The sequence below is a fragment of the Pantoea sp. B9002 genome (assembly GCF_013385945.1).
Taxonomy (GTDB): domain Bacteria; phylum Pseudomonadota; class Gammaproteobacteria; order Enterobacterales; family Enterobacteriaceae; genus Pantoea.
Window position 1 is genome coordinate 43,639 of the sequence record NZ_JACAPA010000038.1, and the last position, 23,226, is coordinate 66,864.

The following is a 23,226-nucleotide window of genomic DNA, read 5'->3' on the forward strand; positions in this document are numbered from 1 at the left end:
CTTACACTCCCAACATGGTGGCGATTGCCAGCGGTTGACGGATGATTGCACCCCAGGTGCCGCCAGATTTTTTCTGCTTCCATGATGACTCTTCAGTCACCACTGCATGCGCGCGCATCTTCTCGGTGAAGGCGGCGTAAGCGGTGTCCTGCTCACCCAAGCGATCGGCAATCAGCTGAACAATTTCACCGGCTGTAGTTGAGTACTCGATAGCTGTCTCAATCTTCAGGTTCGGGAAGTTCTTTTTCAGCAGATCCATGACGTTGATACCGTACATGTTTGTCTTGGTCAGGTTCACTTCCGACACAGGGGACATAGCCAAAGTCATCGGGTCTGTACGCTCAATCAGACCCTTAGTCTGCACAACTAATTGGTTCCAAAGGCGTGATGCAACATCGTCATAAACAAGGTCGCCCGTTTTGGTATTCCATAGCAGGCCGCCGCCAGTGCCAGTTGCGGCGGGGGTGATTGATGCAGGAAGGTTCGGATCGTTCAGCAGGCCGTAGTTCTGCAGTCCCGCAATACCGTAGAAGTAGGATTTGTTCTGGAACTTATTCAGAATCAGTGCAGAAGCCACGTTCAGCTCCGCGGCGTAACCGATACGCGCAGCGCCATACATTTCCAGTTCGCGCTCACCCCAGCGGGTGTGAGTCTGGTAATGGTAGGATTGACGCGGCACCCAGTTAACGTTCGCTGCGGTCATGCCGTTATGGTTGTAGTCACCGTAAGAGCTGGTTTCACCCGCTGATTCCACGATTGGGAACTGAGCGGTCAATGTGGTCCAGTCACCCTTCTTGGTCTCACCAATGATTTCTGCTGCCTTCATCGGGGTAACCAGTACACGAATGAGTTCTGGATCAACGTAGTTGGTGAAGAATGCCGGGATGCCTGAGCTACCAGTGGTAACCATTGTTGGCTGAGCATCCATCGCCAGTGAGAAGTTTTCTGCAAACTCCGGCTTCAGGTAGTCTTTCGCGCCCGGCAGCACGATGCCGTACTTGCCGCTCGCTGCGGCGTAGTGCTGTTGAAACTTATTCATTAGTTGCTCCAGGTGCTGATTTTAACCAGTTCGTTTGCTGCTGCGACGCTACCGGCTTTAAATGGGGTTTCGACATAACCGGCGATCGTGGCGCCAGCCGCACCCGTCTGAATCTGACCAGTGGTCAGCGACGCAAAGATTTTCTGTCCGCGCGTAGCAGCAGTAGAAGTACGCGCCCAGAAGTCTCCAGCAACCATCAGGGTCACTTCGCGACCGGACTGGATAACGTTTGATGCTGCGCCCAGCCATGTGGTGATTATTGCCTGACCATCGCGATGTACGAAACCAGAAGGAACGCCAGTGCCGGCATTAGATGCCACGCCGTTAACGTCCCATGCAAAGCGACCAATTGTCAGGCCGTCGGTGCCTGCAACCAGCGCTGCTTCACCAGCCAGATAGGTGGCATGTTCGTTGGTGCTTGCGAAGCCACCTTCAACACCCGGAGCCGGGTATTGGTTAATTACACTCTGAAAACCTGCCATCTCAGTAACCTCGTTTCAGTTTGCCAGCGGTCGGGAACTCTTTCTCGAAGTCGCTGATGGAAGCGGCGTCCTGCGCAATAGTTGCAGGGCGTGAATTTTCTTTGTGGCTGATAGCCTGAGCTACCATCGCGCGGAACGCTGAAGGATGAACGCCAGAGACGTCTACGCCATGCTGTTCAAGTGCGGTGCGGTAGACATCATCAGCAGAGTCCATCGCAACCAGATCGCCTACGAGTGGCTTAACGTCCTGCTCGGCTTGACGCACTAAGCGGAAGTTTTCAGCAGCTTTCTTAGTGGCACTGTCAGCAGCCAGGCGAATGGCAGCATCCATAGCGGGCTTATCCACTTTTTCGTCCTTATCTTCTTTGTCGTCGTCTTTGTCGGCATCCTGAGCAACTGCAGGTGACAGAGCGGCGGAGATTTTGGCGATCACCTCTTCCGATACGCCAGCTTCGCGCAGAAGAGAAATGATCGATTCGTTGTCGTCATCACCTGCAACCTTCACTTCTTCTTCCGGCTCTACGCCTTCAGCGGATGCTTCGATGATTTCCACCAACTCTTCCGGCTCAAGCTCCATGTCGGCGGCCAGGGTCGGTTTGTATTTGCTGGAGATGGCCTGTGCAATTGCCTTCGGTGTTTTGTGGGCATTCAGGATGGCCGTCAGGTCTTTCGGGGCGGCGTCCTGAGCCAGTCGCGGCTTAAGGTACGCTCCCAGCGCTGCACGGATGGCAACGCCTTTGCGGTCTAACTTCATGTGTTTGAACTCCTGTGGGAGAGAATCGCCGACTACTACGTCAGCTCCTGCGCGGCCGGTTTCGACCAGTGCAACGTGGTTCCCGACGATGTCACGCATGACGCCGTCAAATGCTTCGCCATCTGGTGCTTCGCCGGGAGTCATGTCAGCCCTGTACTGGTACGAGGACGACAGTTCTTTTTGCTCTTCAGTCTCAATGCCTGCGATAGCCGAGTTGTCCCAGATGGACAGGCCATTAGCTAAATACGTGCCATCGAAGGTAGCGCTTGAGTGGGTAGAGCCAACCCGATATTCGCGCGGCGGGTCGCCGGGGAAGTCAGGGGTATGAATGCAGAGGATCGGGATGTTGTTGAATGTCGGCACGGCTTTCTTAAGTTCTTCAGGGTCGCGGTACAGCCGGTAGATTTTGTCAGGGTCAAGGCCCAACTCTTCATGACCGGGAATCTCTCGCCCGTAATAGGGGCAGACATTCGCTTTGCTGATGTTGCTGACTGAAACCTGAAGCCTGCCGACATGATCGAGTTTGCGCACGGATGCGCGGTCAAACGCTAACCGTTCGATAGTCATGTGTGCTTCCGTTTAATTAAGTCCGGGGATGACCGGCGACCATGTGCAGCAGCAATTAATCTCTTCGCCGGGAAGAGTCCACTTGCCATCCAGATACAGCCCTTTCGACAGGTCGAATTTCTTACCATCAGCCTTCACGTGTGATTGCCGTGGCTCTTTGCCTGCGTGAGAGTGGCGCCAGATTCCCTCAGTGATGCCGAGTGACTGTTGCCTTGCCGTCTGCATAACTGCGGTGGCTTTGTTGTTCTGGTCGCGTGCAATGAGCGCTGCCCGCCTGCGCGTGACGCCATATCGATGCTGCAGCTCATCAGTCAGTGTCGAAAGGTCTCGCCCACGACTGACCGACTGCATAACCAGAGTTTCTACCTGCGTCAGATATTGCTCAGGAATGCTGGTAATCAGGTTCACATTCTCAGAGATGGTCGCCTGCAATGCGTTATTCATCGCTGGCGTCATTTTGAACTGAACCGTCATACCGGCAGTCTCCAGCGCGTTATAAAGCGACACGTCAGAGTTCTTTTGCGCCTGACCAGCGAACCGGTCAGCAAGTTTTGCGGCCACATCATCGAATCGCCTTTGCCAGCGCTTAGCCAACTTCTTCATCGCGTCACGCATAAACACCGCTGGCGATGCGTCCATTGCCATTGCGCCGGATGCCCGATAATTCGCCTTTAGCCAGTACACCACTGAGTCGTTCATTTCGGTGATGAGCTTATCCAGCTGCCTGCGATACCAGGCTTCGACACCGGCGTTAGGTCTTGTCGGGCGGATCGTCTTCGGACTCGGTTTCCTCGTTTTCGTCGAGGTCGCCTTCTTCGATTTCGAGGTCATCGCTTAAGTCCAGTGAGTGGTAAGGGCTTTCGGGGTCGTCAGCAATCTTCTCGCGCACTTCATTTGCTGATAGTGCGCCAGCCGTGATGTAAACCGCATCAGTGTCAGCATCAACCTTGCGGATGTCAGCCTTCTCTTTCGCGCTCATCTCATAGAGAGGCTCAAATTCGAAATAGATGTCTGGGTCAATATCTCCAAACTCAGACAACTGGATGATATCGATAACGCGCTTTAAAGCGGGCCCGAACACTATCTGCTGCTTGGCGTGGATGCCGTCATAAAACACGCGTATTTCGCCATCAGATGATGCGTTGAGCCCACTAGGGGTGATGCCTGCATACTTGACCATTGGCTCGCCAGAAACTACACAAAGCTGCTCCAGAGCTTGGTTCTGCAATGAATCAAGTCCGGACAGTGGCGCGTTGACGAACTCAACCGTTTCTTCGCTATCACCGACGTTGTTTTTGGCAAACACGCCGCGGTTATCACGACAGCGGTTAAACAGCTCCATTCGTGCAAGCAGCTCATCCGCGCCATTCCCCATCAGCACCTGACTCATGTCGGTACCCAGCACCGGGATGCTGAAGGAGTGAATCATGTCGCTGACGCTGTCACGCGTACGCAGCCAGTTGTTCACGTAAGGCTCGGCCATTTGCACCAGTGACAGCCCACGGAAGTTATACGAGGACTTCAGCAGGTCCGGCACCTGCCGCGATACGAAATCAATCATGCGGCTGGCGTGCACCGTTTTACCCATCACAAACCATTCTGTCGGCTTGTAGAAATCAGGGCTCAACGGGTTGCTCGCGTTATAAACGCCGGGGTATGTCCAGACAGGCTCGATAACCTGCAACCCTTTCAGGCTGCCTTTGGTTATCTTCTTGTCGCTGATAAACAGCTTGCTTTGCAGTTCAGCGTCATCAGTCCAGGCCGATACATTTTTAGGCGACAGGACATCGATATAAATCTGTCCGCCGCCGAAGTAACCATCGTGCTCCGCTGCTTCGCGAAACTTCTCGCGAACCTGATAGCGTTCCAGCGCATCAACCAGTTGTTTAACGCGCTCTGATTTGTCGTCATCGCCAACCGTCTTGAGCTTGATCCACTTGCGTGTCATCTCTTCGGCGATGGTGCCGACCATCTTGCGGTACTCTGGCTTCTGCGCCATTGCTGCGAGATAGGGGTAGCCGGGGAAGCTGTCGAGGTTGCCGTGGCCCATGCCCATCGCATAGGCATCATTCATCGCAACGTAGTCGGTGGAGTCCATTGCAAGAACGGCTGTCTCGATGTTTGCGGGGATAACACCTTTAGGTGGCTTGTACGGCTGAAACTCTCTGGCGGGTTTTGCTGTGACGCTGGCTACTTCTTCGGGCTTAATCTTCATCACCGGCTTTTCAGGCGGCTTCACCGGCTCAGGCGCGGCGATCTCTTTTTTCTTAAAAGGCCACACTTAAATTCTCCCGAGTTGGCGTGGGTCGATAACCATTGGCTTCCTGATAAGTGGTGCGTACGCCATAATCAGCGAGTCAGCCATGTTTGGTGACGGTATGCCGCGCTTCTTCATGTCCTTTTTGCTCTCCACCTTCACCTTTCCGTTGCCGTCGTAGTCAACCCATGGGCGTGACAACTCAGCCTTGAGGTATTCAAGTTTCGGAATGGAAGATGAGAGGCTTATCAGCTCGTCGGGTTTGTACTCGAGCGTGCAATTCGGATCGGCTTTACGTGCTTCGACGCTGCGCCATGTTTTGTAGAAGCGATCGCGTACGTGCCACCATGCCTGCGCTTTGATGTTCGCAAACATGTCCTTGTTCTTCTTGCCAGCCATGTACTCAGATTCAGGATGCAGGACAGCGGCGCCGGCATTGAAGCCCTGTATGTTCACTTTGGCTATGCGGCCTAACTGCGCTTTTACGCCAGCGCCCACACCGATTGAGTCATAAATGATTTCATCAGCATGCTGCTGCTCGGCATAGAGGTTCACGCGGTTGGATGATTCGATAACATCACCCTTATCCCATTCCTGCACATCTACGGCCACTGAGCCATGACGAAGCGTCAGGGCGTTGCTGTCCTCACCCTCGTCGGCCACATCGAATCCAACTCGCTTTTCACCGGCAATGTCGAACCCAAGCAGCTTATGCGCATCTACCGCAGCAGCAATCCAAGATGGCTTGATGATTGCCATATCGCTGTCAGCAACAGGTTCGCCTTCCCAGATGTGCAGATAGAGGTCGTAGTCTTTACGCTTGCATTCCTCCATCTCCAGACGCAGAACGTCAGGGAACCATGGATTCTCGCTGTAGTTCACTGTGAGCAGGCAGATGTCATCAGGCGGAGCGATTACAAAGCGCTGATGCGTATCGTCCAGAATGTTCTTCGGGTTGTAGCTGACCCATATTTCAGAGCCAGGCTTACGAATGGTGGGGATCAGGATGTCCCACGACTCTTTCGATACCGCTTCTGCCTCTTCCATCCAGCAGATATCGATACCTTCAAGCGATTTGATTTTTGTCGGGTTGTTCTTGATGCCGTAGAACATGAACTCGCTGCCGGTAAACAGGTGGCGAATACTGGCACGCTGAACCTCGAACTCAGCCTGATAACCTTCACGGTTGATTGTGTCGTCGAGCAGGCGAATAACCGAGTCGCTGATACTGTTCTGCAATTCGCGGGCGCAGAGAAAGCGATAAGCGCCCCGTCTGGCTATCTCAACCAGTAAGCGAGCGATCGTCCAGCTTTTCCCTGACCCGCGACCACCTTTGCTACTTTGTAGCGGGCAGGCTTAACAAATGGTCTGAAGATGGGATTAATTGCCGTCATCGTCGAATAGCTCACTGAGGGATTTGTTCAGGTTGATGCCAATGGCGCCATGCAGTTCAACCACCTGCTTATCAAGTCCGGTCAGCTTGGCTTTGCCCATCGTCGCCGCGACAGCAGCTGACGACTGAGGTGTTTCAGCAGTTAACGCTGCTTGCCTAGCTTCTTCCAGTTCACGTATGAGGGAGTCGACAGTCACATCATGACGAGCTCTAACATCAGCCTTCAATTCTGCAACCCTTACCGATACCTTACCGCTGGAGAGCAGCTCTGACGCCTTTACGTGCACTGCTTCCGGTTTCATCTTGTCAGCAGCATACGCCGTCCGATAAGCCTCTGAAGCATTACCCGTTTCGATGTATGCCTGACAGAACTTTTCTTGCTTCTGAGTCAGGCCATTCATATCAAATCAATCCCGCAGTTCGTGCCTTAGCAAGCAGCGCGTTGAAGTCTGCCACCAGGCCAGCAACATCAGTTGCGGTTGAATCAGCCTGCGTTGCCATTTTCTTCACACCACCGATCGCAGTGGTCGTTGCTGCCGGTAGCGTGTAATCACCACCCTCAATATCTTCAGGCGTTGCTACATCTACCGGGTAGCCGCCGACTGACATGCATTTAGTGCTCATGTTCGATTCCTCGCTTGGGTAAGTCATTATCAGAGCCACCTGGAAAAGTTGATGGCTCTTGTAATGCCTTACAGGTACTTCTGCGCCAGCGCTTTCAGCTCATCTTTAGCTGCGATGCCTAACTGAGCGACACCCTGCTCAACGAAGCTGAAGGCTGCTTCGAAGTCTTTCACGCCGGATTTTACTGCAACTACTGGAGCTGTTTCTTGTGCTTCTACTGCTACTGGATCTGATGCGGTGATATCGCTCACGGTGCTTTCCCTGGTTGAAGGCTCTGATTTAGTCAGCAGCCATTTAAGTGGATTCATTTCTTGTCTCCGCACAGCTTGTCGTACAGGTCGTTATGAGCGTTGATAGCCCGGACGGTTCTGATGTCCATGACCTTGTAGTCATCGCCGTGGGTGATGATGGGTGAGAATGCGCTACAGGATGAATCGACTACCTGTGTTGGCTGGTTAGTCGGCTGAGTTGTACTTCGACCGCTGCAACTTGTCGCGAGCAGCACTATCGCTAATGCCGGAATTAATCGACTGAACATTCTTGGCGGCCTCCGCGTTCTCATTCTGTTTCTTCGCTACTGCCTCAACCTGGCTCTTATCTTTTTCAGCAGCAGCCACATCTGCTTTTGCCTGCGTCTGGACAGTGCCAACTTTCTTACCTCCGAAGTAACTCGTCAGTAATGCAGCCACGACAGCAAGTGCGGCCAGAACGTAATTCCAGCCGCCAGAGAAGAGGGAGAGTATTTCGCTCATGGATTGCCTCTCATCTGGTCAGCTCGGTCTTTCAGCTTGTTCTGCCGCACATACTGAGCAAGCACAGCCATCACCATCAACGTGGGGCTGATGTAACCAAGCAGGTTTGGCGGGATGAAGCTCTTCACATCCGGAGGTAGCGAGTTCCACGCGTCAAGCGCAGCATTTGGAAACTGCATCATGTAGCCGGTCACCGCCGCCGAGATTGCACCAAGCCAAACGCTCCACGCCTTAAACAATAATTTGGCATGGGCAACGAATTCGAGACTGGTGTATTTGCGGATCAGCAGCAGCACGATAATCATGGCGAAGATAATCAGTAGCCATACAAGGAATGTCATATCAGCCCCTTGTAGATGTCGTAGCTGCCGGTGCGCATCACATCAGCGTGACGCCGGGCTCTTGATGGTGTTTGCTTCGCCCATGCGCTATTCAGCATTTCACTGGACGCGCTGATGAAGTCGGCATTTGAAATGAAGATGAGTGTTTTGTTGAATTTTGACAGCCCTACGACACCTAGCTGATATGCCATCGATTCGAGGATATCCATTCGTGCAGGGTTGCATTGAGCCATGGCAGCAACGATAACCGGATATGTCTTCATCTCGCTGATTTTGCTATTTACGAGAGCTAACTTCCAAACGTCTCCAACCTGCTTCGGCACCGAGAATGTGTAATTCGCCAGGCTGGCACCCTGAGGGCCAATTTTAATTCCGCCTGCAACAGTCGGATAACCCAGCGTGTCGAGGTAAGGCTTTTCTTTGTAGCCTTCCTCAAAATTGAGGATCTGAATAATCTGGCTCATCGCTTCTGATCCTCCTGAATGTCCCGGTTAATCTGCTGAGGTAGCTGGTCAACTTTCTGCTTAATTTCATTCACCACTTTGTCTCGCGCTTCCGTCTTTGGAAGGTATTCAGACCGGGCAAGGAAATACCCTGATGACATACCACCAAGGAAAATAGCTAGCGAGGTAAGAGAGACGATGAGCACGGTGCGCAGGGTGACGGGACGATCGTCCAGTAATTCTGTCATCGTTAAACCCTCAGTGAATCCCTGAGCTCTACCACCTGCTTCATCAGCTCGATGTTGGATGTGGTGAGTTCGTGAATTTGTTCTTTGAGAAGAGTGTTCTGCTCTTCGAGGTGTCGCTGAGATTCCTGGATGAGCCGGAGGGAGGTTTTTGTCTCTCCAATCTCCGCCCAGTATTTCCGGATAGTCTCGTCGCGCTGCTCTATCTCATCGCGAAGCTCTTTGTTTTCTGCCTTTGTGCTCTTGAGCTCATCGGTCAGAAACTGAAGCATGTTCACCTGAGAGCGGTCATTGGCGTTTGCCGCCCTTCCGCTTACCCAGTATCTGGAGAATCCAAGAATTCCAGCGACGCAGGCAGCAAGTGAACCGCCGGCGCCTATGAAAAACTCTTTGGTAATTTCGAAGTCCATAGCCGTCTCCGGCGATCCCGGATATTCCGGCCCATTGCTGTGAATAAAAGACGCCCGATGCCACACAGGATAACGAGTGAGTTTGGATTGGCTGGCATGGGCGAAAGAAGTGATCAGCTCTATGGCTGACCTTTAATCTCAGGCAATCGCAAAAGTGCCTGATTTTGAGATTTGGTTTTCAGTAGGCAATAAAAAAGCGCCATCGGTTGGTAGCCGCGGCGCTTTTATGTCACTCACTGTGATGGAACTTGTCGTTGCACTCACCCTGCAAACATCAGTGCGCAACTTCAACTGTTGGGAATCATATCCCCAGCTTCGGGAAAAGTAAATAGCTCACGATAAATTAATGAGCTATTTCCTATTGCGCTACGCAGTGACCTTATTCAATGCTGAGTTTGCCCACGATTCCTCAATCTCCAGCTTGCCGATCAACTGCTCATAGAAAGCCTTACCGCTTTTCTTCCAGGTGTCCAGGCTGATGTCATCGGTAATTTCGCAGATTGACCGGTGCACGTCAGTTGAGGGAATGCGTTCGAAACCGCGCCCGCAGCAGCGCTTGCAGTCGCCCATAACCGGTACGCCCTGCTCTTCAGTCAGCTTGCGATCGACCGCTCGCCCTCTCCCGTTACAATCGCGGCAGGCTGTCGAAACTAAGCCCTTACCGCCGCATGGTTTGCAGAGCACACGCACCACCTCTTTCACGTTTCGGGCAACGCCGCCGGACAGGGGTGATTTCATCGAGAACACGTCCGCCTCAATAAAGCCCTTCGCATTGCAGCAGTCGCAAGGCTTTACGCTGGCGGCGCTGCGGCAGTAATCCATGTAGGCATAAGTTGCGAGAGTTTGCATAACGGCTGGTTTAATATCGGTGTCGAGTTTGCGTAAGGCTGGAACCTTATCGCAGGTTTGAAGTGCATAATCAGTTAACAGGGATACGGCGCGTGCGGCGTCGTTCTCACTTACTCCTACCTTCCCCATGAAAGCGCTGTAGCCAAGTGGCGCGATACTCAGAACCATTCCCATGGCTGCGATGTAATCAGTGCCGGTAAGCGTGTCTGGTGAAGTCTGTGGTGCTGTTCCGCTGAAGTTCTGGCCCTTCGGGAAGTGAAATTTTATTGTTGCTTCAAGCCCCATAACGCGCACCTCTCAATTTCAGTTCAAGTTTGATAATCCGGTAATTTATCTCCGCCATGCCGCGCATCTTCATAATGCGTAGCCGGAGCCACTTCTGTCTGAGGTAGTCGGTCATGCGGCCTGCTCCATTTGGTTTTTGAGTTCTCGCACCTTTGCCCGGTAATCGTCGCGGATGCGGATGTAATCTTCCCGGCGGTAGCGCGTCATCTCGTGTGGGCCATTCAGCCAATCAACCAACTCCTGCCCGAACCTAAGCACCAGATTGGCTTCGTACTGCTTCGCCACCGTTGCAGCCTTAGCCCCATGCTTTGCCGATCCGGCATTGCAGGATTTGCACTGGCGATAAGCGTTTTTTTCAACGAAGCGGAGTTCTGGAAAGCCGCCAACCGTTTTGAAGTGCCCACAATCCCACTGTCCGCCATGCAAATCGGGAGGGTTTGTTTCTCCGCAGCTGATGCAGGGCTGGTCATGGTCACGAAGGCGGATGAACTGATTGAAGGCTTGCTGGGCTTGGGCTTTGAAGTAACTGGCGGGCTTGAGTTCTAACTTGCGGACTTTGATACTGCGTCGTTCCTGCTGGGCTTCATCCTTTCGTCGTCGTTCTGCTTCATGTATCGACTTCTGACGGTCTTTTTCTCTTTTGGCTAATGCGATTACCGTTCCGCATTCCGGGCTGCACCACCATTGGTTGCTGAATTTTGGATGGAACCATTCGCGGCAGTCGGTATTTTTACATCGCCTTCTGACTTTCCTCATCGCTTCCTCCGCACATCCTGAAATTCGGGTCGCTCATTAGCTCCACCTCGCAAGCGCTGCAGCAATAGGTCTCGCAATCGGCCAGGGTAATAGCGCAGAACACGCACACCAAAGCAGATAGCTCGCCAGCGCCAGTATGCGGATTTGATGGGGTTGTGTTGCTCATACTCCTCCCACTTGAGGTCTGTTTCGCATGATTCGCATGCGACTGAGTACCAGTGCTTATCTTCACTGGTGAGGATGGTGTGGCAGCGGTGGCAGCGTTCACGCGGCATCTTTGACCTCCATGAATGACTGGATAAATCCAATTGCGTTACCTGTTGCTAGGCCGTTTCCGTAGGCGCTGATTCTGCCCACTCGCTTGGTAGACCCATCAACCAGCGGCAATGCTCCGGGCCCAACTGGGTAGAGTCGTCCGTCAGCCCCACGCAACCACTCACAATCTGACCAGAAGCCGTTTGTCTTTCCTGGCTGTGCAAAAGCAGAAAAATGGCGTCCTCCAGTCGTGAGCGATGTTTCAGCGCTCGCTTTGGGTTGCCCTTGGTGTGCCCAGTCTTGCATGTACGAACCGTCGGCCACCCAGTAAAGACGCTGTCTGATATGGGGAGCGCCGTAGCCCGCAGCGCAGGTATCAACAGCCCCAACGGCGTAGCCCGCTGCTTCCAGGTCAGTTTGTATAAGGTCGAGCCAAGTAAGTCCGTCTTGACTCGCAACTTGTTCACCAAAGATGACGTCAGGCTTGCACTTTTCTGCGAGGTGGAAGAGTGCTGGCCATAGGTGCCGCTCGTCATCAAATCCATTTCCTTTGCCTGCCGCGCTGAAAGGTTGGCATGGGCAACTTCCTGTCCACACAGGCCGATCGTCACTCCATCCTGACTGGCGGAGGGCGTAGCTCCAGACGCCGATTCCAGCGAAGAAGTGACACTGTGTGAAGCCTCGCAAATCTCCGGGTGTAACATCCTCAATACTCCTTTCATCAACAACGCCGGCGGCGATGTGTCCTGCTTCAATTAGGTTACGCAACCATTGGGCGGCGTAGGGGTCGATTTCGTTATACCAGGCAAACGGCTTTGGCATTCTTCTTCTCCTTTCTGCGAGCTTTTGCATTTCTAGCGCGCATGTTTGAGCAGATGCGGCATTGACGTGTTTTCTGCTTCGTAATGATTAGATTTTCACCTTCCAGCGGATGCCCTCGCATGCAGTGTGTTTTTCTGGCGTTCTCGCCCATGACTGTATTGCTGCGGGCGATGTTTTCTTGGTGGGTGACAATGTCCAAGTGCTTGGGATTCACGCACCTGCGGTTTTTACAGAGGTGATCGATCTCTTTATCCGCAGGAATTTCTGCTACATAGAATCGGTATGCGACCCTGTGCGCTTGCTCGGCGCGAGCACCATTCCATATCTGGCCATATCCATTTTTGTAGAGGCTTCCTGTGAATTCCCAGCATCCGCTATTAGGATTCTTTGCTACTTTCGATAAGAGCCTTTCTTCCAAGGTCATCGCGTGAATCTCACTCTGTTAGCCACAGACTGACGCAGCCCTTCCAAATAGCTGAAAGTTGGCACTTGAGATTCAGTTGGCTGTGGCTGGCGTTTCTTGCGGGGTGATTTGGTGTCGTAGATGGCGTGGTTTTCGTAGCGTTCCCATATGGATTTGCGTTTCTTTATCTCGCCCTCGCAAACATATGGCGGCAAGTGTGGACGCTGAATCCCATTCGCTGGCTGATGACTGCGTATGTCAGCCCCATTTTTCTTAGCTTACCTACCTTGTTGCACTCTTCCTGTGTGTGATGTTGGTATCTGCTTTTGCTCATGCTGCCCTCCCGAAGTAATCGCCGGTGTACCTCACTTCGCGGAGATTCACGCCGTTGCCGACAGCCCACGCGGTGGAGTACTCGATTAAACTTGTCATGCGCTTAATGCCCATTTTTGCGGTTGATTCCCTGATGTTGCAGAACTCACCTTCCAGCCCCGGCACCACTTCCGCGCCAAGACCTGTCGCTACTGAGTGACCAGATACGAAGAGCGTTTTCCATTGCACCGCTGTTCGCTGGGCATTAAGCCAGATAGCCTGACGCGCCACATCGCCACATAGCGCGTGGAACATGCTGTTCTGGAGTAGTGAGCGGTCGAAGTCGGTGATGCGTACAGTTAGGGGGTGGTGGTCGTTCAGGGGGAGTTTATTGATTTGCTCTATCAGGTTTCGTCGTACCTGCTCGTTACGCAGGAAAAACGTCATCTTCTCCATTGGCTTGCTCCTGCTTTAGGGCTTCAAAGTTATAGCCACCTTGCTGGTCTATTAGCTGACGGATGTCGCGAACAGCGTCGCAAAGCTTGGTCGGCATAACGCCGCGCTCCAGCTCTCTAGCCTCAATCATTTTCTGCACCAATGCCAAAGCCTCATCTGCGATGCGCTTAGTCTCTGGTGTAGGGTTGGTGTCGTGGATGCTGTCGATTAGTTCGTAGAGATTGCGGAGTGGGTCAGGTCTTAGGGGGATTACGTTGCTCATGGTTCATTTTTCCTTCCGCCAGATGTAAAAATGGAAGAACCAGAAGCCGAAGCACGGAACGGGACCGTCATACCAGTCTTGCTTATAGCCCCAATAACGCAGCTTTTTCGGCAGGAGGTTCCAGTAAATCACCTCGTTTTTGTTGATGCGGATGTGAAAAGCCTCATCCTTTTCTTCCAGCCTTTTGGATACAACATAGATTGCTGCCAGTGCTGATATCGCGAATAAAATTGCAGCTATGTATGGCATCTGGTTTCCCCCTCTCCACTTTCACGGCAATCATCGCCGCTGGTTTGATGGTTGGTAAACTGGTTCATGGTTACCTCTGATTGCTTGACCATTTCATTGCGGCGATTAATTCATTCTGAATGGCGGCCAATAGCCGAGCATCATTCCAGTTTTCAATTCGTGCAATTTCTCTCAGTTGCATGATGTGCTTAGCGATGTGCAGAGCTCTGCCATCAAAACGGTAATCATTCACGCGCCCTCCTGCTGGCTTCTGGCCAACCATGCTCGCCACATGTAGTTGTAAATCTGAGCTGAATAACCATCACCAATCCGCCGGCTCTTGAGGCTGCCCCAAGGAAGCGCGCCAGCCTCCTCCGCCCAATGCTCGAACTCTGCGCGTTCTAATTCTTCTTTCATCCTTCCCTCCCATCATTTTCAATCACCCGATAGGCGATGATGTCGTCCGGCTCGTTGTCATGAGTCCAGCTAAAATCACCGGCGGCATCTTCCATGCCCATTCCATCACGGTATTTGACTTGAACTTCTGTACTGTATGCCTCCGGGCATTTGCCGCCCTTCCACTCAATCCAGCCATCATTTTCAATCTGCCGGTAGGTGTCCGTTGTTGGCTGCGGTGCCAGCATGAATAACGGGCCAGACTTAAGGTCAAATCGGCGCAATTGGACGCTGCACTTTCTCTCTTCGCTCGGATGATTCCATGCAACGACATCAGCAACAGGTTCGGCTTCTAGCACCTGCAGGGCAATCTCAACCAGCAGCAAGATGTTTTCCGGGCTGGCTAAATCCTGCCATGCGTCTGATGTGTCAGAGGCTTCGCGACACATGATTTCTTCCTTCGCTGCTGACTTGAGTTGGTGCAATAGTTCAGCGGTTAGTTTGTTCATTGGCGGCTCCAGATTTTTCCATTTCACGAAGGCAAAGTTTGCAGGTCACATTTGACGCATCGGTGGTGGTTTTTCGCATGTAACCGCATGCTGCCCCTTTAAGTCCGCGTATTCTGTAGCCCTGTTTGATGTCCAGAGGCATTTGGATTTCGGTTGAAATATCGAAGTAATGTAATTTGCTCAAAATCCACCTCCACCCTTAGTTTTGCTCTTGCCGCCTTTTTCGGAACGGGAATCGCGCTCAAATTGTGCCTTCATCGGCAGATATACGGAGCGGTGTACGAACGGGATAAACTCACTGAAGAATTTCCGGTACTGGTCAGAGCGGTAACCCGTTGCGTTATCAACCATTGCATCCAGTGCGTGCCGTGGTGGTCGTGGCAATCCAACGCCAGACAATCGGATGAACTGGTCTACGAATTCCTTTTCCTCAAGGCAACGCTCTACCACATGCATCAGCGCCGGGTCGGTAGCCAGCGTCACCATGATGTTGCTGGGCAGTCCGTGAATTACCTGTGTCATGCGAACTCCTTAACTTTCATGCCGGCCGATTTGATGGCGTCCACCACGTCACGCTGGTAAAGCTGTGGTTTGAACACGCCTTCGTACCAGTATTCGCTGTCGTTGATGTCGGGCATTTCCACTGCGGCCGTGTCGGTCAGCGTGATGCCGCGGCTGATACCCTTCACCCGATGGATGTGGCCCTTCCTGACCAGCACATCGACGTGCAGGTAAGCGTTGCTGGCGCAGTAGCCGAAGTGCTTGCCGATTTCGGTGTAGGTGGGTGCAATGCCGTTTTCAGCGATTTGTGAGCTGATGAACTGGAGCACCTCGCTCTGACACTGTGTGAGGTATTTGCTCATGATGCGGCTCCTTGACGACCTTCCAGCCAGAAGAAAAACGCGCGATCAACAATGGCATCCCGATAGCCCAAGTACGTTCGGCGCAGGTCATGCTTATCGCCGTGGACGCTGCGATACAGGCGTTCAAATCTGATGCGGATTCCTTCGCTCATGATGATTTCCCTTTCGATTTCAGCGTTGATTTAAGAAGAGCTATGCCTTCCAGCGCCTTCTTGGGCGTTGATGGGATCGACAACTTTGGTATCTGTTTGCGCGGCGGTGGAATGGTTTCGCCTGACTCAATGCGGCGCGACATCCTGCGCAGCTCTTCGCCAAGTCGCTTGCGGCACTCTGCATCTGACAAGTTGAAAGACTGCATTTGGTTGTGAACGGCGGTAATCATGTGGAAGCATGCAGGGCTTTGCCATGGATAGTTATCGCTCAGGTCATACATGCCGCGGTCACGGCAATACAGCCGGAACATGTCGTACAGATCTTCGTCTGACGGTAATCCAGCGGCACGATTTTCACCCTGTTTACACCATGCGACAAACTGACCAGGCGAAGGCAGGAACGGTATCGCCTGCTGTCTGGCGATCTTCATGCCAGCGTTAACCTGCTCCATGCTGTTGATGCCGTTCTCAGCAAATGCCAGCACCCACTGGCGTCTCAGTTCGTTCAGGTCTTCCTGTTCTTTGATGCTGGCCGACAGCGCAGGAAACGCAGCTTTCAGTTGGCGGAACAGTTCGTTGAAGATTTGGATTGCTTGCTGTGGAACCGCTTGCTTAGGCTGTTCAGCTGGGGTCATTGCGGCCAATGCGCCAGCATCACGATTCTGGATTGCTTGTACGAGATGTCTCATATTTGCAGGCCCTCCGCCCAATCGGTGTTATCGAAGTCGAGTTTGGATGCTGATGATTTTGAAGTGGGACGATCAGTGTTTCGCTGTGCCGTGAGTGTCCCCCACTGCTTGCGGAGCGATCCGGGACTGAGGATGTTTCCAGCCCAGAAGTGATGCTTATTAGCCCAGCGGAACAGGTCGCAGATATCGTGATGGCTGCGCTCGTCCTGCTGACGCATCAATCGAACTGTGTTTGCCCACTCAGGCCAGTTTGGTTCAGCAGCGGTAGCGTCAACCATGCGAATCTTGCTGTGAATCCACTGCGCAGCTTTCAGGTCTTCAGCAGTACCCCATGATTTACCTGCTGCTGTGTAGACTCCGTTAGCTGCTTCAGGGTGACGAGATAAAAACCGTTTCGTAGCGTCGTCTGGGGATTCGATAGAATTCCTGGACGAAGAAAGGTTTTTATTATTGTTTATATATTCTTGTTCATGATGCGCGGCTTTATGCTCACCTATATGCGCGGGGGCACTCTCTGAAGCCTTGGTGTTACTGGCTTCGCTATGCGCGGGCATATGCGCGGGCATATGCGCGGGGGTAGAGCCTATTTTTTCAGCATATTCGGCGTAATTCAGAACGGTGATCAGCGTGCCTTTTCTGCGCTCGGCGACCACCGAAATCATTTCTTCCTTTTCGAAAAATGCCAGCATTCTTTCAACTGAATGGCGGCTTGTTGGCTCACCATTTCGGTCGCATAAAGCCATTCCTAAATCTGCTGAGGTGGTTACCAGTTGCCCGATCTCCAGAGGCCATCTATGGCCCTTGTAATTCGCCGTGTATGGCTGTCTGGCTGCGTCAATGAGAAGGTTCTCCCATAGCGTCCTGAGAAAGACATCTTTTGCCCAAGGCTGCTTTTTGACGCTCCGGTACAACGGGATGTACCCATGTTTCTGGTTCTCCATCCTGTTGCTCCTGAGTTGCTTTGCAGCATTAAAATCAAATACTTTTGCGGTACTCATGCGGCGCGCTCCTGAACCTGACGAGCGGCCCATAGACCGGCGATCCACTGGATGCCTTTCGGCGTGAATTTGTTTTGTGTGAAGGCGTGACCGTTGTTCTGGTTCTCACCGGTCTTCACGGTGAAGCGGCCTGCATCGATATGCTGTGCATATGGGGTAAGTTTGCCGGCCAGCAGATACATGATCTCGCTATCCAGAAGGAAGTGGCGGAATGCGTTCTCTTTTATATGAAGCAGCTTGCAGGTTTCACGGAATCTGAGTGATCCACTGGCGTTAACGTAGCTGTCAACGAACTGCGCTTTCGGTGCGGCGATTGCCAGCTGACTCTCTAGCTGCTGGCGCTGTTCAACCTGATCTGCCCACGCTCGCGCCGCGATTGCTGGATTGTTGAAATCGGGCAGCTGCGCACGACTTCCTTCTTCCAGTTCATGCAGACGCTTTATCACCTTCATGCGAAGCATTGCGTTATAGCCGGTGACTAGGCATTCGGTGTGCTCACGATCAAGCGCATACTCTGTCTGCTGGCGATTCATTGCGTCCAAATAGATGCGCGCAAATTTGCTCACATCTTCCTGGAGTTGAATCATCATCACTTCGATGTCGCGCTTAACATCTGAATGACGCTTACCGGTCAGCTCAGCGATTTCACGGCTGGTCATCGTTGTGTTTACTGCTGTAGATAATTGCATGTATAATTACCTCAGAAACTTAGTGTGATTTGAGAATCCTCAACTGTTCGTGCAGTTGGGGATTTTTTCTTTGTGAGGATTGAAGCAACCTGCTTTGCCAGTCGGGCCATGTCGTCATCAACGACACCCCATTCCAGTACCGCCAGTAACATCGATAGCTTCGGGATCCAGTCCCTCTTCCATCTCGTCACCTGCGACCGGTCAATGCCGATCAGCTCGGCGATTTCCTGACTACCTTTCATTGCTATTTTGTTCAGCAATGCACTTTCTATCTTTCGTGCCTCTGTGCGTTTCTGTGCGCGTTCCATGTGACATCATTCCTTTTGTTGAAATAGATACGTGACATTGCGGTGAGCAAGTCACTTGGGTTTTGCCCGCCTGCAACAGGTGAGCGGTCAGATTGATAAAGAGCGGTGCCGCTTATGCAGCGGCGTTTTTGCTGCTTGGGAATGGTCGGGTTTCTTCTGCTACGACCTGACCATCAGGCAAAGTCGTGATAAAAATCTTCCGGCCAACTCGTACTGCTTTGCTGATTGCCGTCTGGTGAACGCCGATAATGTCGGCGGCTTTTGCCTGGCCGTTCTCCTTGACGTAATCAGCGAGAGTGATCTTTTCCATCGGTTTCCTCCGCGTGATTACCGATGGAGTAATAATACTACGAGTATTAATTAAATCAATACCTACGGTATTTCATATTTTAATAACTGAGGTATTAGAATCAGGGAATGAAAAACACAAAGACGTTGACGCCGGAACAGCTGGAAGACGCTAAGCGCCTCAAGGCTCTGTACGAGTCGAAGAAGAAAAGCCTGGGCATTACCCAGCAACATATCGCGGACGCTCTGGACATAACACAGGGTGCCGTAGGCCATTACCTAAATGGCCGAAACGCGCTTAACTTAAGCGCTGCTTTAACTTTTTCTCGCTTACTCCAGGTTCCTGTTTCTGATTTCAGTCCAACGTTGGCAAAAGAAGTGGATGGAGCCTCTGCGCCAGCGCTCGATAAAAACGTGACCTACGCTGGACCATACGAACCAAAAGGAAGGTATCCTATGCTCAGTTGGGTCAGCGCAGGACAATGGGAAGAAGCAATGGAACCCTATTCGATCAGCGAGATAAATGAATGGTATGAATCCGATGTGCCGATTCAGGGCACTGGATTCTGGCTGAAAGTCGAGGGTGATTCGATGACGGCACCGATCGGGCAAAGCATTCCCGAAGGCCATAGCGTGCTTGTTGATACCGGTAGAGAAGCTAAAAATGGATCGCTTGTCGTCGCCAAGCTAATCGATGCTAATGAAGCGACATTTAAGAAGCTCGTAATCGACGGCGGGCAGCGCTACCTCAAAGGGCTCAACCCTGCATGGCCTATGACACCGATTAACGGTAACTGCCGCATCATCGGCGTGGTTGTCGAATCCAAAGTAAGATACGTATAGAAGCATCCCGCCAAATCAAGCCGCCTAGTGCGGCTTTTTTATTACCTGCAAAAAATAAATTCCCTTCACAATCATCATTTTAATACTTCAGATATTATTTTTAATACTCAGGGTATTGCCATGGAATAATACCTAGAGTATTGTTTATCCATCAGCAGGGCGCTGTAGCAACAAGAAACGGAAGTCAGCTCTTTAATAATGAGATTCCTACCTGATGCAGGTAGGCCGGAGCGAGTGCTCTGGGATTGGATGAATGCGCAGGCTGTGCGCTGCAACCTTGTGAGTAGATGGAGAATGATGCCCGCTTAGGCGTAGGTAATCGGCCAGTAGGGGCAAGGTGAAGTAGGCATATCAGTAAGGCGACATACACGAATCACGGGTTTCCGTGGACTTGATAGAGGCCGAGAAAATAAGTAAGCCCTGCCGGGAATCACTACCGGCCATCCAATCACCAAAGCACTCACCTGGAGAAAAACAATGAATTCGAAGCAGCGTTACAACGCAAAGCGCGCAGCTGAGCATCGCGCAAAGAAAGCAGCAGAGCGCCATTTTGAGAACGGAATCGTAACCACGCTGATGGGATGCAGCTTAAACGTAGCCCGCGCCACCTCCTCCCCTAGTCTGCGTGATAAGCAGGAAGGTGGAGGGGTTTGTTTGCCGGAAATCGCAATCTATAACGCGGGATACCGCACTGTCCGCAAAGACGCGGTTCACATTGTTAAGTGAGGGAAGCATGAGCCATAACAGGGTTATGTCATGGAGCGAAGCCATTGCAGCCATGGAGAAAGGCAAGGTTGTGCGCAATGAATACTTCACTCGCGAAGAGTGGTTTGAAATGCGTAGCGGCCGGATTTTTGCTGAAGATGGCTGCTCCATGGATGGTTGGTATCGCAACGAAGGATGGCAGAACACCGGTTGGTCGGTGATTGCCGATCCGCGCTCAGCATAACGGCCGGCTATTTTTCAGCTGGCTATCGGAAATCTAAAGACAACGTGACGGCTAGATAACAGCGCCCATTAAATTATCGATTAAGGAAATCACATGAAACTGAATATCACCGTAGATTTGGAATGGCTTGGCGAAGATGGCGATTTAGACGCCGAGGTTAAGCATGAAATCATCAGCGGCGTGAAGAATGCTATCTCTCGCGACTGCCTCGCCAAAGTTGAGAAAGAGGCATCAACTCAAATCAACCAAGCGATCAATGAGTCGATTGCCGCTGCAAAGAAAGCGATTGAGCAAAAGGCAATTCAGTTCGCCGATGACTGGCTCGAGAAGGAAGTCACTGTGACGGATAAATGGGGCGATGTTCAGGACTGCCTGACCATTACCGACCTAATTAAACGCAGTTTCGATAAGACTCTTGAGAAGAAAGTTGATAGCAGAGGCAATTTCAGCAACGACTACAACGGCATCCCCCTCGTTAAATATTTGATGGGCAACCGCATAGAAGAAGTGGTGCAAGAGAAGATTAAGCCGCTTCAGAAAGATATCGACACTGCGATCGCTAATGCTGTGAACGCCGGCATTCGCAAAAACGTGTCAGATAAGTTTGCTCAGATGGTGATTCAGACAGCCCAAACACAACAGGCTGCTTTAGAGCAGAAACAATAGTTTCCACCTGTTCACTAAACAGCGTGGACGCAGCAGAACTGATAAGAGGTGAGTATGGAAAGATTCGCAAAGGTTTTTGAGTCGCACGGTCGTCAGATTTTGGTACGCAAAGGCGAGAACAGTGATGGTGACGCCGCGCTGAACATTTCGACCATGTTCTCCGGCGCAGAGATGACCATCAGCCTTGGCTTTGGTGATAACGATGAGGCGATGGACAAGGCTCTTGATACTTTTGAGCAGGAACAAGCGGACCACTTTACTGAGCAATTCGAGGGGCAAACATCGGCCTTTGAAGCCTTCAAATCATTGACGAGTCGAGCATCAGAAGACGACGAAGATTACGACGAATAACCCGCCCCCGAGCGGGTTTCTTTTTACCTACACAAAGGCCAAAACCATGAGCACACAAGATTGCATTATCTGCTGGGTAGTGACTGTGTTGCTGATGGGGTTGGCGATGATAGAGAGGATATGAGATGAGTGAGTTTAGAGGGACGCTTGGCGAATGGAGTGCGTTTTATGGCTCAAACGGCACGCTGATTCTCAATGATGAGGATGAGTGTATTGCAAGTATTGGCGGTCGAGAGACAACGCATGAAGAGAACGATTTCAACGCAAAGCTGATAGCAGCAGCCCCGCACATGCTTGAGGCGTTGAAGCGTGCGCAGGCTCAATTCTGGCAAGCCGGAATAAAAGCTGATGCCAATTCCTTAAATCCAATCGAAGAGTTGGCAGCACGTATCGATGTTGTTATTTCTAAGGCGCTGGGCCAGTAACCAAAGCCAGCTCTCACTGCCTCCGGCATCGCTCCGAGCACTTACGCACTTCATCCCAGCACTTCTCCCACTTTTTACGCCATGTGAAAGGCCGTCCACACACGGTGCAGATTTTGGTTGGGAGTTCACTTTTCTTCATAACGCACCTCATCTGGAAAGTGATGCAGAGGGATTATTTTAGATGAATTTAGAGCGGTCGCAACGATGCGGCCAGTAACAACAGGAGAGAGAGATGGAGTTAGTGCAATTCATCAAGCGTGTTCGTGAGTATTACGATGACTGCTACTTCGAATTTCCGCGAATAGTCGAACTTAAAGATGAGCGTGGACTGGAAAAGCAAGAGGATACCATTCACGGCATGCCATACGTTCTGGTTGAGCAATGGAGCAGCTATCCATGCGAAGACTGCTATTCGGGTAACTTCTACTTCCCACTTAAAAAGCGCAAGTACATCAAGCTTCCATATTCATGCTGAGTAGCAGCGCAAGCCGTATTCACTGAGTGCGGCTGACGGTGCTAGTCACCAACGCTTAAGAGTCGAGCCCTTGAGCAACAAATAGAACGTTACATCCTTATGGGCTGCGCAATGCGGCCCGTTTTTTTCATCTGAAGGGGTTGCTATGAGGATGGTTATTATCCCTGATTGCACTGGCATTCATGCAATCAGAGAAGATGGGAAAGTAATAAATACTAAAACTGGCCGGATATTAAAGACAAATATCAACAGTGCTGGTTATGAGCGCCTGACCATTAAAGCTGGCAACAAAAAGGTTCACAGCTACAGAGTTCACAGATTAATTGCCGAGCAATTTATACCGAATGATGATGCCTTGAAAAATACGGTAAATCACATTGATGGTAACAAGTTGAACAACTCTATTGAAAACCTTGAGTGGTGCAGCCTAGAGGACAACATTAGGCATGCTTTCTCATCTGGCTTACACCCGAAAACTCGAAAGCCGGGTAATTATGAAGAGCTTGTCAAAAGAAACTCTCAGATGATTGACATGTATATGAAATCTTCTTCCAGCAAAGCTGAAATAGGTAGGAGGTTCGGAATCAAATCATCTCAAGCAAAACGAATATTATTCGGCGTAGAAAGGTTCGAATAAATATTTATCAACTACCAATATCAACCTAACCCATTCAAAGGAATATCTACCTG

General features: G+C 51.5%; 44 protein-coding genes. 8 read left to right on the top strand and 36 right to left on the bottom strand.

Annotated elements, in window-relative coordinates; all coding sequences use genetic code 11:
- Position 1 precedes the first annotated feature (1 nt).
- The 35 genes from HX773_RS18895 to HX773_RS19060 form a co-directional block, all read right to left on the bottom strand.
- Positions 2 to 1,039, bottom strand: a complete 1,038-nt coding sequence (locus tag HX773_RS18895; RefSeq protein WP_176972809.1) for a major capsid family protein — start codon at positions 1,037 to 1,039, stop codon at positions 2 to 4.
- Positions 1,039 to 1,521 carry a hypothetical protein gene (locus HX773_RS18900; protein WP_176972810.1) on the bottom strand — a complete coding sequence of 161 codons (483 nt, stop codon included), beginning with the start codon at positions 1,519 to 1,521 and terminating at the stop codon, positions 1,039 to 1,041. The genes HX773_RS18895 and HX773_RS18900 overlap by 1 nt, the downstream gene beginning before the upstream one ends.
- A gap of 1 nt (position 1,522) precedes the next feature.
- On the bottom strand, positions 1,523 to 2,842 hold the full coding sequence (locus tag HX773_RS18905) for a DUF2213 domain-containing protein (protein ID WP_176972811.1): 1,320 nt from the start codon (positions 2,840 to 2,842) through the stop codon (positions 1,523 to 1,525).
- A gap of 12 nt (positions 2,843 to 2,854) precedes the next feature.
- Positions 2,855 to 3,541 carry a phage minor head protein gene (locus tag HX773_RS18910; protein WP_176972863.1) on the bottom strand — a complete coding sequence of 229 codons (687 nt, stop codon included), beginning with the start codon at positions 3,539 to 3,541 and terminating at the stop codon, positions 2,855 to 2,857.
- A 52-nt stretch (positions 3,542 to 3,593) separates the two neighbouring features.
- Positions 3,594 to 5,123, bottom strand: coding sequence for a DUF1073 domain-containing protein (locus HX773_RS18915; RefSeq protein WP_176972812.1), 1,530 nt, complete (start codon positions 5,121 to 5,123; stop codon positions 3,594 to 3,596).
- On the bottom strand, positions 5,124 to 6,401 hold the full coding sequence (locus tag HX773_RS18920) for a PBSX family phage terminase large subunit (protein ID WP_176972864.1): 1,278 nt from the start codon (positions 6,399 to 6,401) through the stop codon (positions 5,124 to 5,126). It abuts the gene before it with no gap.
- Positions 6,402 to 6,479: 78 nt separating this feature from the next.
- Positions 6,480 to 6,893 (bottom strand): terminase small subunit, encoded by a 414-nt coding sequence (locus tag HX773_RS18925; RefSeq protein WP_101764004.1) that lies wholly within the window; start codon positions 6,891 to 6,893, stop codon positions 6,480 to 6,482.
- A gap of 1 nt (position 6,894) precedes the next feature.
- Positions 6,895 to 7,116, bottom strand: a complete 222-nt coding sequence (locus HX773_RS18930; RefSeq protein WP_176972813.1) for a head fiber protein — start codon at positions 7,114 to 7,116, stop codon at positions 6,895 to 6,897.
- A gap of 68 nt (positions 7,117 to 7,184) precedes the next feature.
- A complete protein-coding gene (locus tag HX773_RS18935; protein ID WP_176972814.1) occupies positions 7,185 to 7,424 on the bottom strand; it encodes an Ig domain protein group 1 domain protein in 240 nt (79 codons plus the stop codon).
- A 147-nt stretch (positions 7,425 to 7,571) separates the two neighbouring features.
- A complete protein-coding gene (locus tag HX773_RS18940) occupies positions 7,572 to 7,868 on the bottom strand; it encodes a hypothetical protein (RefSeq protein ID WP_176972815.1) in 297 nt (98 codons plus the stop codon).
- Complete coding sequence (locus tag HX773_RS18945; RefSeq protein WP_176972816.1) at positions 7,865 to 8,209, bottom strand: hypothetical protein; 345 nt, start codon at positions 8,207 to 8,209, stop codon at positions 7,865 to 7,867. Before HX773_RS18945 ends, HX773_RS18940 begins: the two co-directional genes overlap by 4 nt.
- Positions 8,206 to 8,673 (bottom strand): lysozyme, encoded by a 468-nt coding sequence (locus tag HX773_RS18950; RefSeq protein ID WP_176972817.1) that lies wholly within the window; start codon positions 8,671 to 8,673, stop codon positions 8,206 to 8,208. Before HX773_RS18950 ends, HX773_RS18945 begins: the two co-directional genes overlap by 4 nt.
- Entirely contained in the window at positions 8,670 to 8,900 is a 231-nt protein-coding gene (locus HX773_RS18955; protein WP_101763998.1) for a hypothetical protein, read from the bottom strand. Before HX773_RS18955 ends, HX773_RS18950 begins: the two co-directional genes overlap by 4 nt.
- Positions 8,901 to 8,902: 2 nt before the next feature.
- Positions 8,903 to 9,307, bottom strand: a complete 405-nt coding sequence (locus HX773_RS18960) for a hypothetical protein (protein WP_176972818.1) — start codon at positions 9,305 to 9,307, stop codon at positions 8,903 to 8,905.
- A gap of 366 nt (positions 9,308 to 9,673) precedes the next feature.
- Complete coding sequence (locus HX773_RS18965; protein ID WP_176972819.1) at positions 9,674 to 10,441, bottom strand: antitermination protein; 768 nt, start codon at positions 10,439 to 10,441, stop codon at positions 9,674 to 9,676.
- A complete protein-coding gene (locus HX773_RS25985) occupies positions 10,431 to 10,556 on the bottom strand; it encodes a hypothetical protein (protein WP_255433267.1) in 126 nt (41 codons plus the stop codon). Before HX773_RS25985 ends, HX773_RS18965 begins: the two co-directional genes overlap by 11 nt.
- On the bottom strand, positions 10,553 to 11,197 hold the full coding sequence (locus tag HX773_RS18970; RefSeq protein WP_176972820.1) for a recombination protein NinG: 645 nt from the start codon (positions 11,195 to 11,197) through the stop codon (positions 10,553 to 10,555). Before HX773_RS18970 ends, HX773_RS25985 begins: the two co-directional genes overlap by 4 nt.
- The gene (locus HX773_RS26185; protein ID WP_176972821.1) at positions 11,172 to 11,363 is read right to left on the bottom strand and encodes a protein NinF; all 192 of its coding nucleotides are present in this window, start codon (positions 11,361 to 11,363) and stop codon (positions 11,172 to 11,174) included. The genes HX773_RS18970 and HX773_RS26185 overlap by 26 nt, the downstream gene beginning before the upstream one ends.
- Positions 11,364 to 11,461: 98 nt before the next feature.
- Positions 11,462 to 12,274 (bottom strand): DNA cytosine methyltransferase, encoded by an 813-nt coding sequence (locus HX773_RS18980; RefSeq protein ID WP_176972822.1) that lies wholly within the window; start codon positions 12,272 to 12,274, stop codon positions 11,462 to 11,464.
- Positions 12,249 to 12,698, bottom strand: coding sequence for an HNH endonuclease (locus HX773_RS18985; protein WP_176972823.1), 450 nt, complete (start codon positions 12,696 to 12,698; stop codon positions 12,249 to 12,251). The genes HX773_RS18980 and HX773_RS18985 overlap by 26 nt, the downstream gene beginning before the upstream one ends.
- A gap of 309 nt (positions 12,699 to 13,007) precedes the next feature.
- On the bottom strand, positions 13,008 to 13,445 hold the full coding sequence (locus tag HX773_RS18990) for a recombination protein NinB (protein WP_176972824.1): 438 nt from the start codon (positions 13,443 to 13,445) through the stop codon (positions 13,008 to 13,010).
- On the bottom strand, positions 13,417 to 13,707 hold the full coding sequence (locus HX773_RS18995) for a hypothetical protein (protein ID WP_176972825.1): 291 nt from the start codon (positions 13,705 to 13,707) through the stop codon (positions 13,417 to 13,419). The genes HX773_RS18990 and HX773_RS18995 overlap by 29 nt, the downstream gene beginning before the upstream one ends.
- A 3-nt stretch (positions 13,708 to 13,710) precedes the next feature.
- Entirely contained in the window at positions 13,711 to 13,956 is a 246-nt protein-coding gene (locus HX773_RS19000) for a hypothetical protein (RefSeq protein WP_176972826.1), read from the bottom strand.
- A gap of 70 nt (positions 13,957 to 14,026) precedes the next feature.
- Positions 14,027 to 14,188, bottom strand: a complete 162-nt coding sequence (locus tag HX773_RS19005; protein ID WP_176972827.1) for a hypothetical protein — start codon at positions 14,186 to 14,188, stop codon at positions 14,027 to 14,029.
- Complete coding sequence (locus HX773_RS19010; protein ID WP_176972828.1) at positions 14,185 to 14,352, bottom strand: hypothetical protein; 168 nt, start codon at positions 14,350 to 14,352, stop codon at positions 14,185 to 14,187. Before HX773_RS19010 ends, HX773_RS19005 begins: the two co-directional genes overlap by 4 nt.
- Positions 14,349 to 14,840 (bottom strand): hypothetical protein, encoded by a 492-nt coding sequence (locus HX773_RS19015; protein WP_176972829.1) that lies wholly within the window; start codon positions 14,838 to 14,840, stop codon positions 14,349 to 14,351. Before HX773_RS19015 ends, HX773_RS19010 begins: the two co-directional genes overlap by 4 nt.
- Positions 14,821 to 15,024, bottom strand: coding sequence for a hypothetical protein (locus tag HX773_RS19020; RefSeq protein ID WP_176972830.1), 204 nt, complete (start codon positions 15,022 to 15,024; stop codon positions 14,821 to 14,823). The genes HX773_RS19015 and HX773_RS19020 overlap by 20 nt, the downstream gene beginning before the upstream one ends.
- Positions 15,021 to 15,362, bottom strand: a complete 342-nt coding sequence (locus HX773_RS19025) for a hypothetical protein (RefSeq protein ID WP_176972831.1) — start codon at positions 15,360 to 15,362, stop codon at positions 15,021 to 15,023. The genes HX773_RS19020 and HX773_RS19025 overlap by 4 nt, the downstream gene beginning before the upstream one ends.
- Entirely contained in the window at positions 15,359 to 15,703 is a 345-nt protein-coding gene (locus tag HX773_RS19030) for a LexA family transcriptional regulator (RefSeq protein ID WP_176972832.1), read from the bottom strand. The genes HX773_RS19025 and HX773_RS19030 overlap by 4 nt, the downstream gene beginning before the upstream one ends.
- Positions 15,700 to 15,855, bottom strand: coding sequence for a hypothetical protein (locus HX773_RS19035; protein ID WP_176972833.1), 156 nt, complete (start codon positions 15,853 to 15,855; stop codon positions 15,700 to 15,702). Before HX773_RS19035 ends, HX773_RS19030 begins: the two co-directional genes overlap by 4 nt.
- A complete protein-coding gene (locus HX773_RS19040; protein WP_176972834.1) occupies positions 15,852 to 16,544 on the bottom strand; it encodes a replication protein P in 693 nt (230 codons plus the stop codon). Before HX773_RS19040 ends, HX773_RS19035 begins: the two co-directional genes overlap by 4 nt.
- A complete protein-coding gene (locus HX773_RS19045; RefSeq protein ID WP_176972865.1) occupies positions 16,541 to 17,485 on the bottom strand; it encodes a replication protein in 945 nt (314 codons plus the stop codon). The genes HX773_RS19040 and HX773_RS19045 overlap by 4 nt, the downstream gene beginning before the upstream one ends.
- A 53-nt stretch (positions 17,486 to 17,538) precedes the next feature.
- Positions 17,539 to 18,231 carry a phage antirepressor KilAC domain-containing protein gene (locus HX773_RS19050; RefSeq protein WP_176972835.1) on the bottom strand — a complete coding sequence of 231 codons (693 nt, stop codon included), beginning with the start codon at positions 18,229 to 18,231 and terminating at the stop codon, positions 17,539 to 17,541.
- Between the two features lie 11 nt (positions 18,232 to 18,242).
- Positions 18,243 to 18,539, bottom strand: a complete 297-nt coding sequence (locus tag HX773_RS19055; RefSeq protein ID WP_176972836.1) for a CII family transcriptional regulator — start codon at positions 18,537 to 18,539, stop codon at positions 18,243 to 18,245.
- Between the two features lie 112 nt (positions 18,540 to 18,651).
- Positions 18,652 to 18,849, bottom strand: a complete 198-nt coding sequence (locus tag HX773_RS19060) for a Cro/CI family transcriptional regulator (RefSeq protein WP_061718632.1) — start codon at positions 18,847 to 18,849, stop codon at positions 18,652 to 18,654.
- Positions 18,850 to 18,956: 107 nt separating this feature from the next.
- On the opposite strand from HX773_RS19060, the gene HX773_RS19065 reads away from it, so the two are divergent.
- The 6 genes from HX773_RS19065 (at position 18,957) to HX773_RS19090 (ending at position 22,061) form a co-directional block, all read left to right on the top strand.
- Positions 18,957 to 19,670: a LexA family transcriptional regulator gene (locus HX773_RS19065; RefSeq protein WP_061718630.1), complete on the top strand. Its 714-nt coding sequence runs from the start codon at positions 18,957 to 18,959 to the stop codon at positions 19,668 to 19,670.
- A gap of 477 nt (positions 19,671 to 20,147) precedes the next feature.
- A complete protein-coding gene (locus tag HX773_RS19070) occupies positions 20,148 to 20,396 on the top strand; it encodes a hypothetical protein (protein WP_176972837.1) in 249 nt (82 codons plus the stop codon).
- A 7-nt stretch (positions 20,397 to 20,403) separates the two neighbouring features.
- On the top strand, positions 20,404 to 20,619 hold the full coding sequence (locus HX773_RS19075; RefSeq protein WP_218168296.1) for a hypothetical protein: 216 nt from the start codon (positions 20,404 to 20,406) through the stop codon (positions 20,617 to 20,619).
- Positions 20,620 to 20,712: 93 nt separating this feature from the next.
- On the top strand, positions 20,713 to 21,285 hold the full coding sequence (locus HX773_RS19080; protein WP_176972838.1) for a hypothetical protein: 573 nt from the start codon (positions 20,713 to 20,715) through the stop codon (positions 21,283 to 21,285).
- Between the two features lie 54 nt (positions 21,286 to 21,339).
- Positions 21,340 to 21,636 carry a hypothetical protein gene (locus HX773_RS19085; protein WP_176972839.1) on the top strand — a complete coding sequence of 99 codons (297 nt, stop codon included), beginning with the start codon at positions 21,340 to 21,342 and terminating at the stop codon, positions 21,634 to 21,636.
- 125 nt (positions 21,637 to 21,761) lie between these two features.
- Entirely contained in the window at positions 21,762 to 22,061 is a 300-nt protein-coding gene (locus HX773_RS19090) for a hypothetical protein (protein ID WP_176972840.1), read from the top strand.
- A 13-nt stretch (positions 22,062 to 22,074) separates the two neighbouring features.
- Here HX773_RS19090 and HX773_RS19095 read toward each other — a convergent pair whose 3' ends face one another.
- Positions 22,075 to 22,200 carry a DUF2256 domain-containing protein gene (locus HX773_RS19095; protein ID WP_072930066.1) on the bottom strand — a complete coding sequence of 42 codons (126 nt, stop codon included), beginning with the start codon at positions 22,198 to 22,200 and terminating at the stop codon, positions 22,075 to 22,077.
- A 93-nt stretch (positions 22,201 to 22,293) separates the two neighbouring features.
- On the opposite strand from HX773_RS19095, the gene HX773_RS19100 reads away from it, so the two are divergent.
- Together HX773_RS19100 and HX773_RS19105 are read left to right on the top strand one after the other, a co-directional pair.
- Positions 22,294 to 22,536, top strand: a complete 243-nt coding sequence (locus tag HX773_RS19100; RefSeq protein WP_176972841.1) for a hypothetical protein — start codon at positions 22,294 to 22,296, stop codon at positions 22,534 to 22,536.
- Between the two features lie 145 nt (positions 22,537 to 22,681).
- On the top strand, positions 22,682 to 23,173 hold the full coding sequence (locus tag HX773_RS19105; protein WP_176972842.1) for an HNH endonuclease signature motif containing protein: 492 nt from the start codon (positions 22,682 to 22,684) through the stop codon (positions 23,171 to 23,173).
- Positions 23,174 to 23,226: the final 53 nt, after the last annotated feature.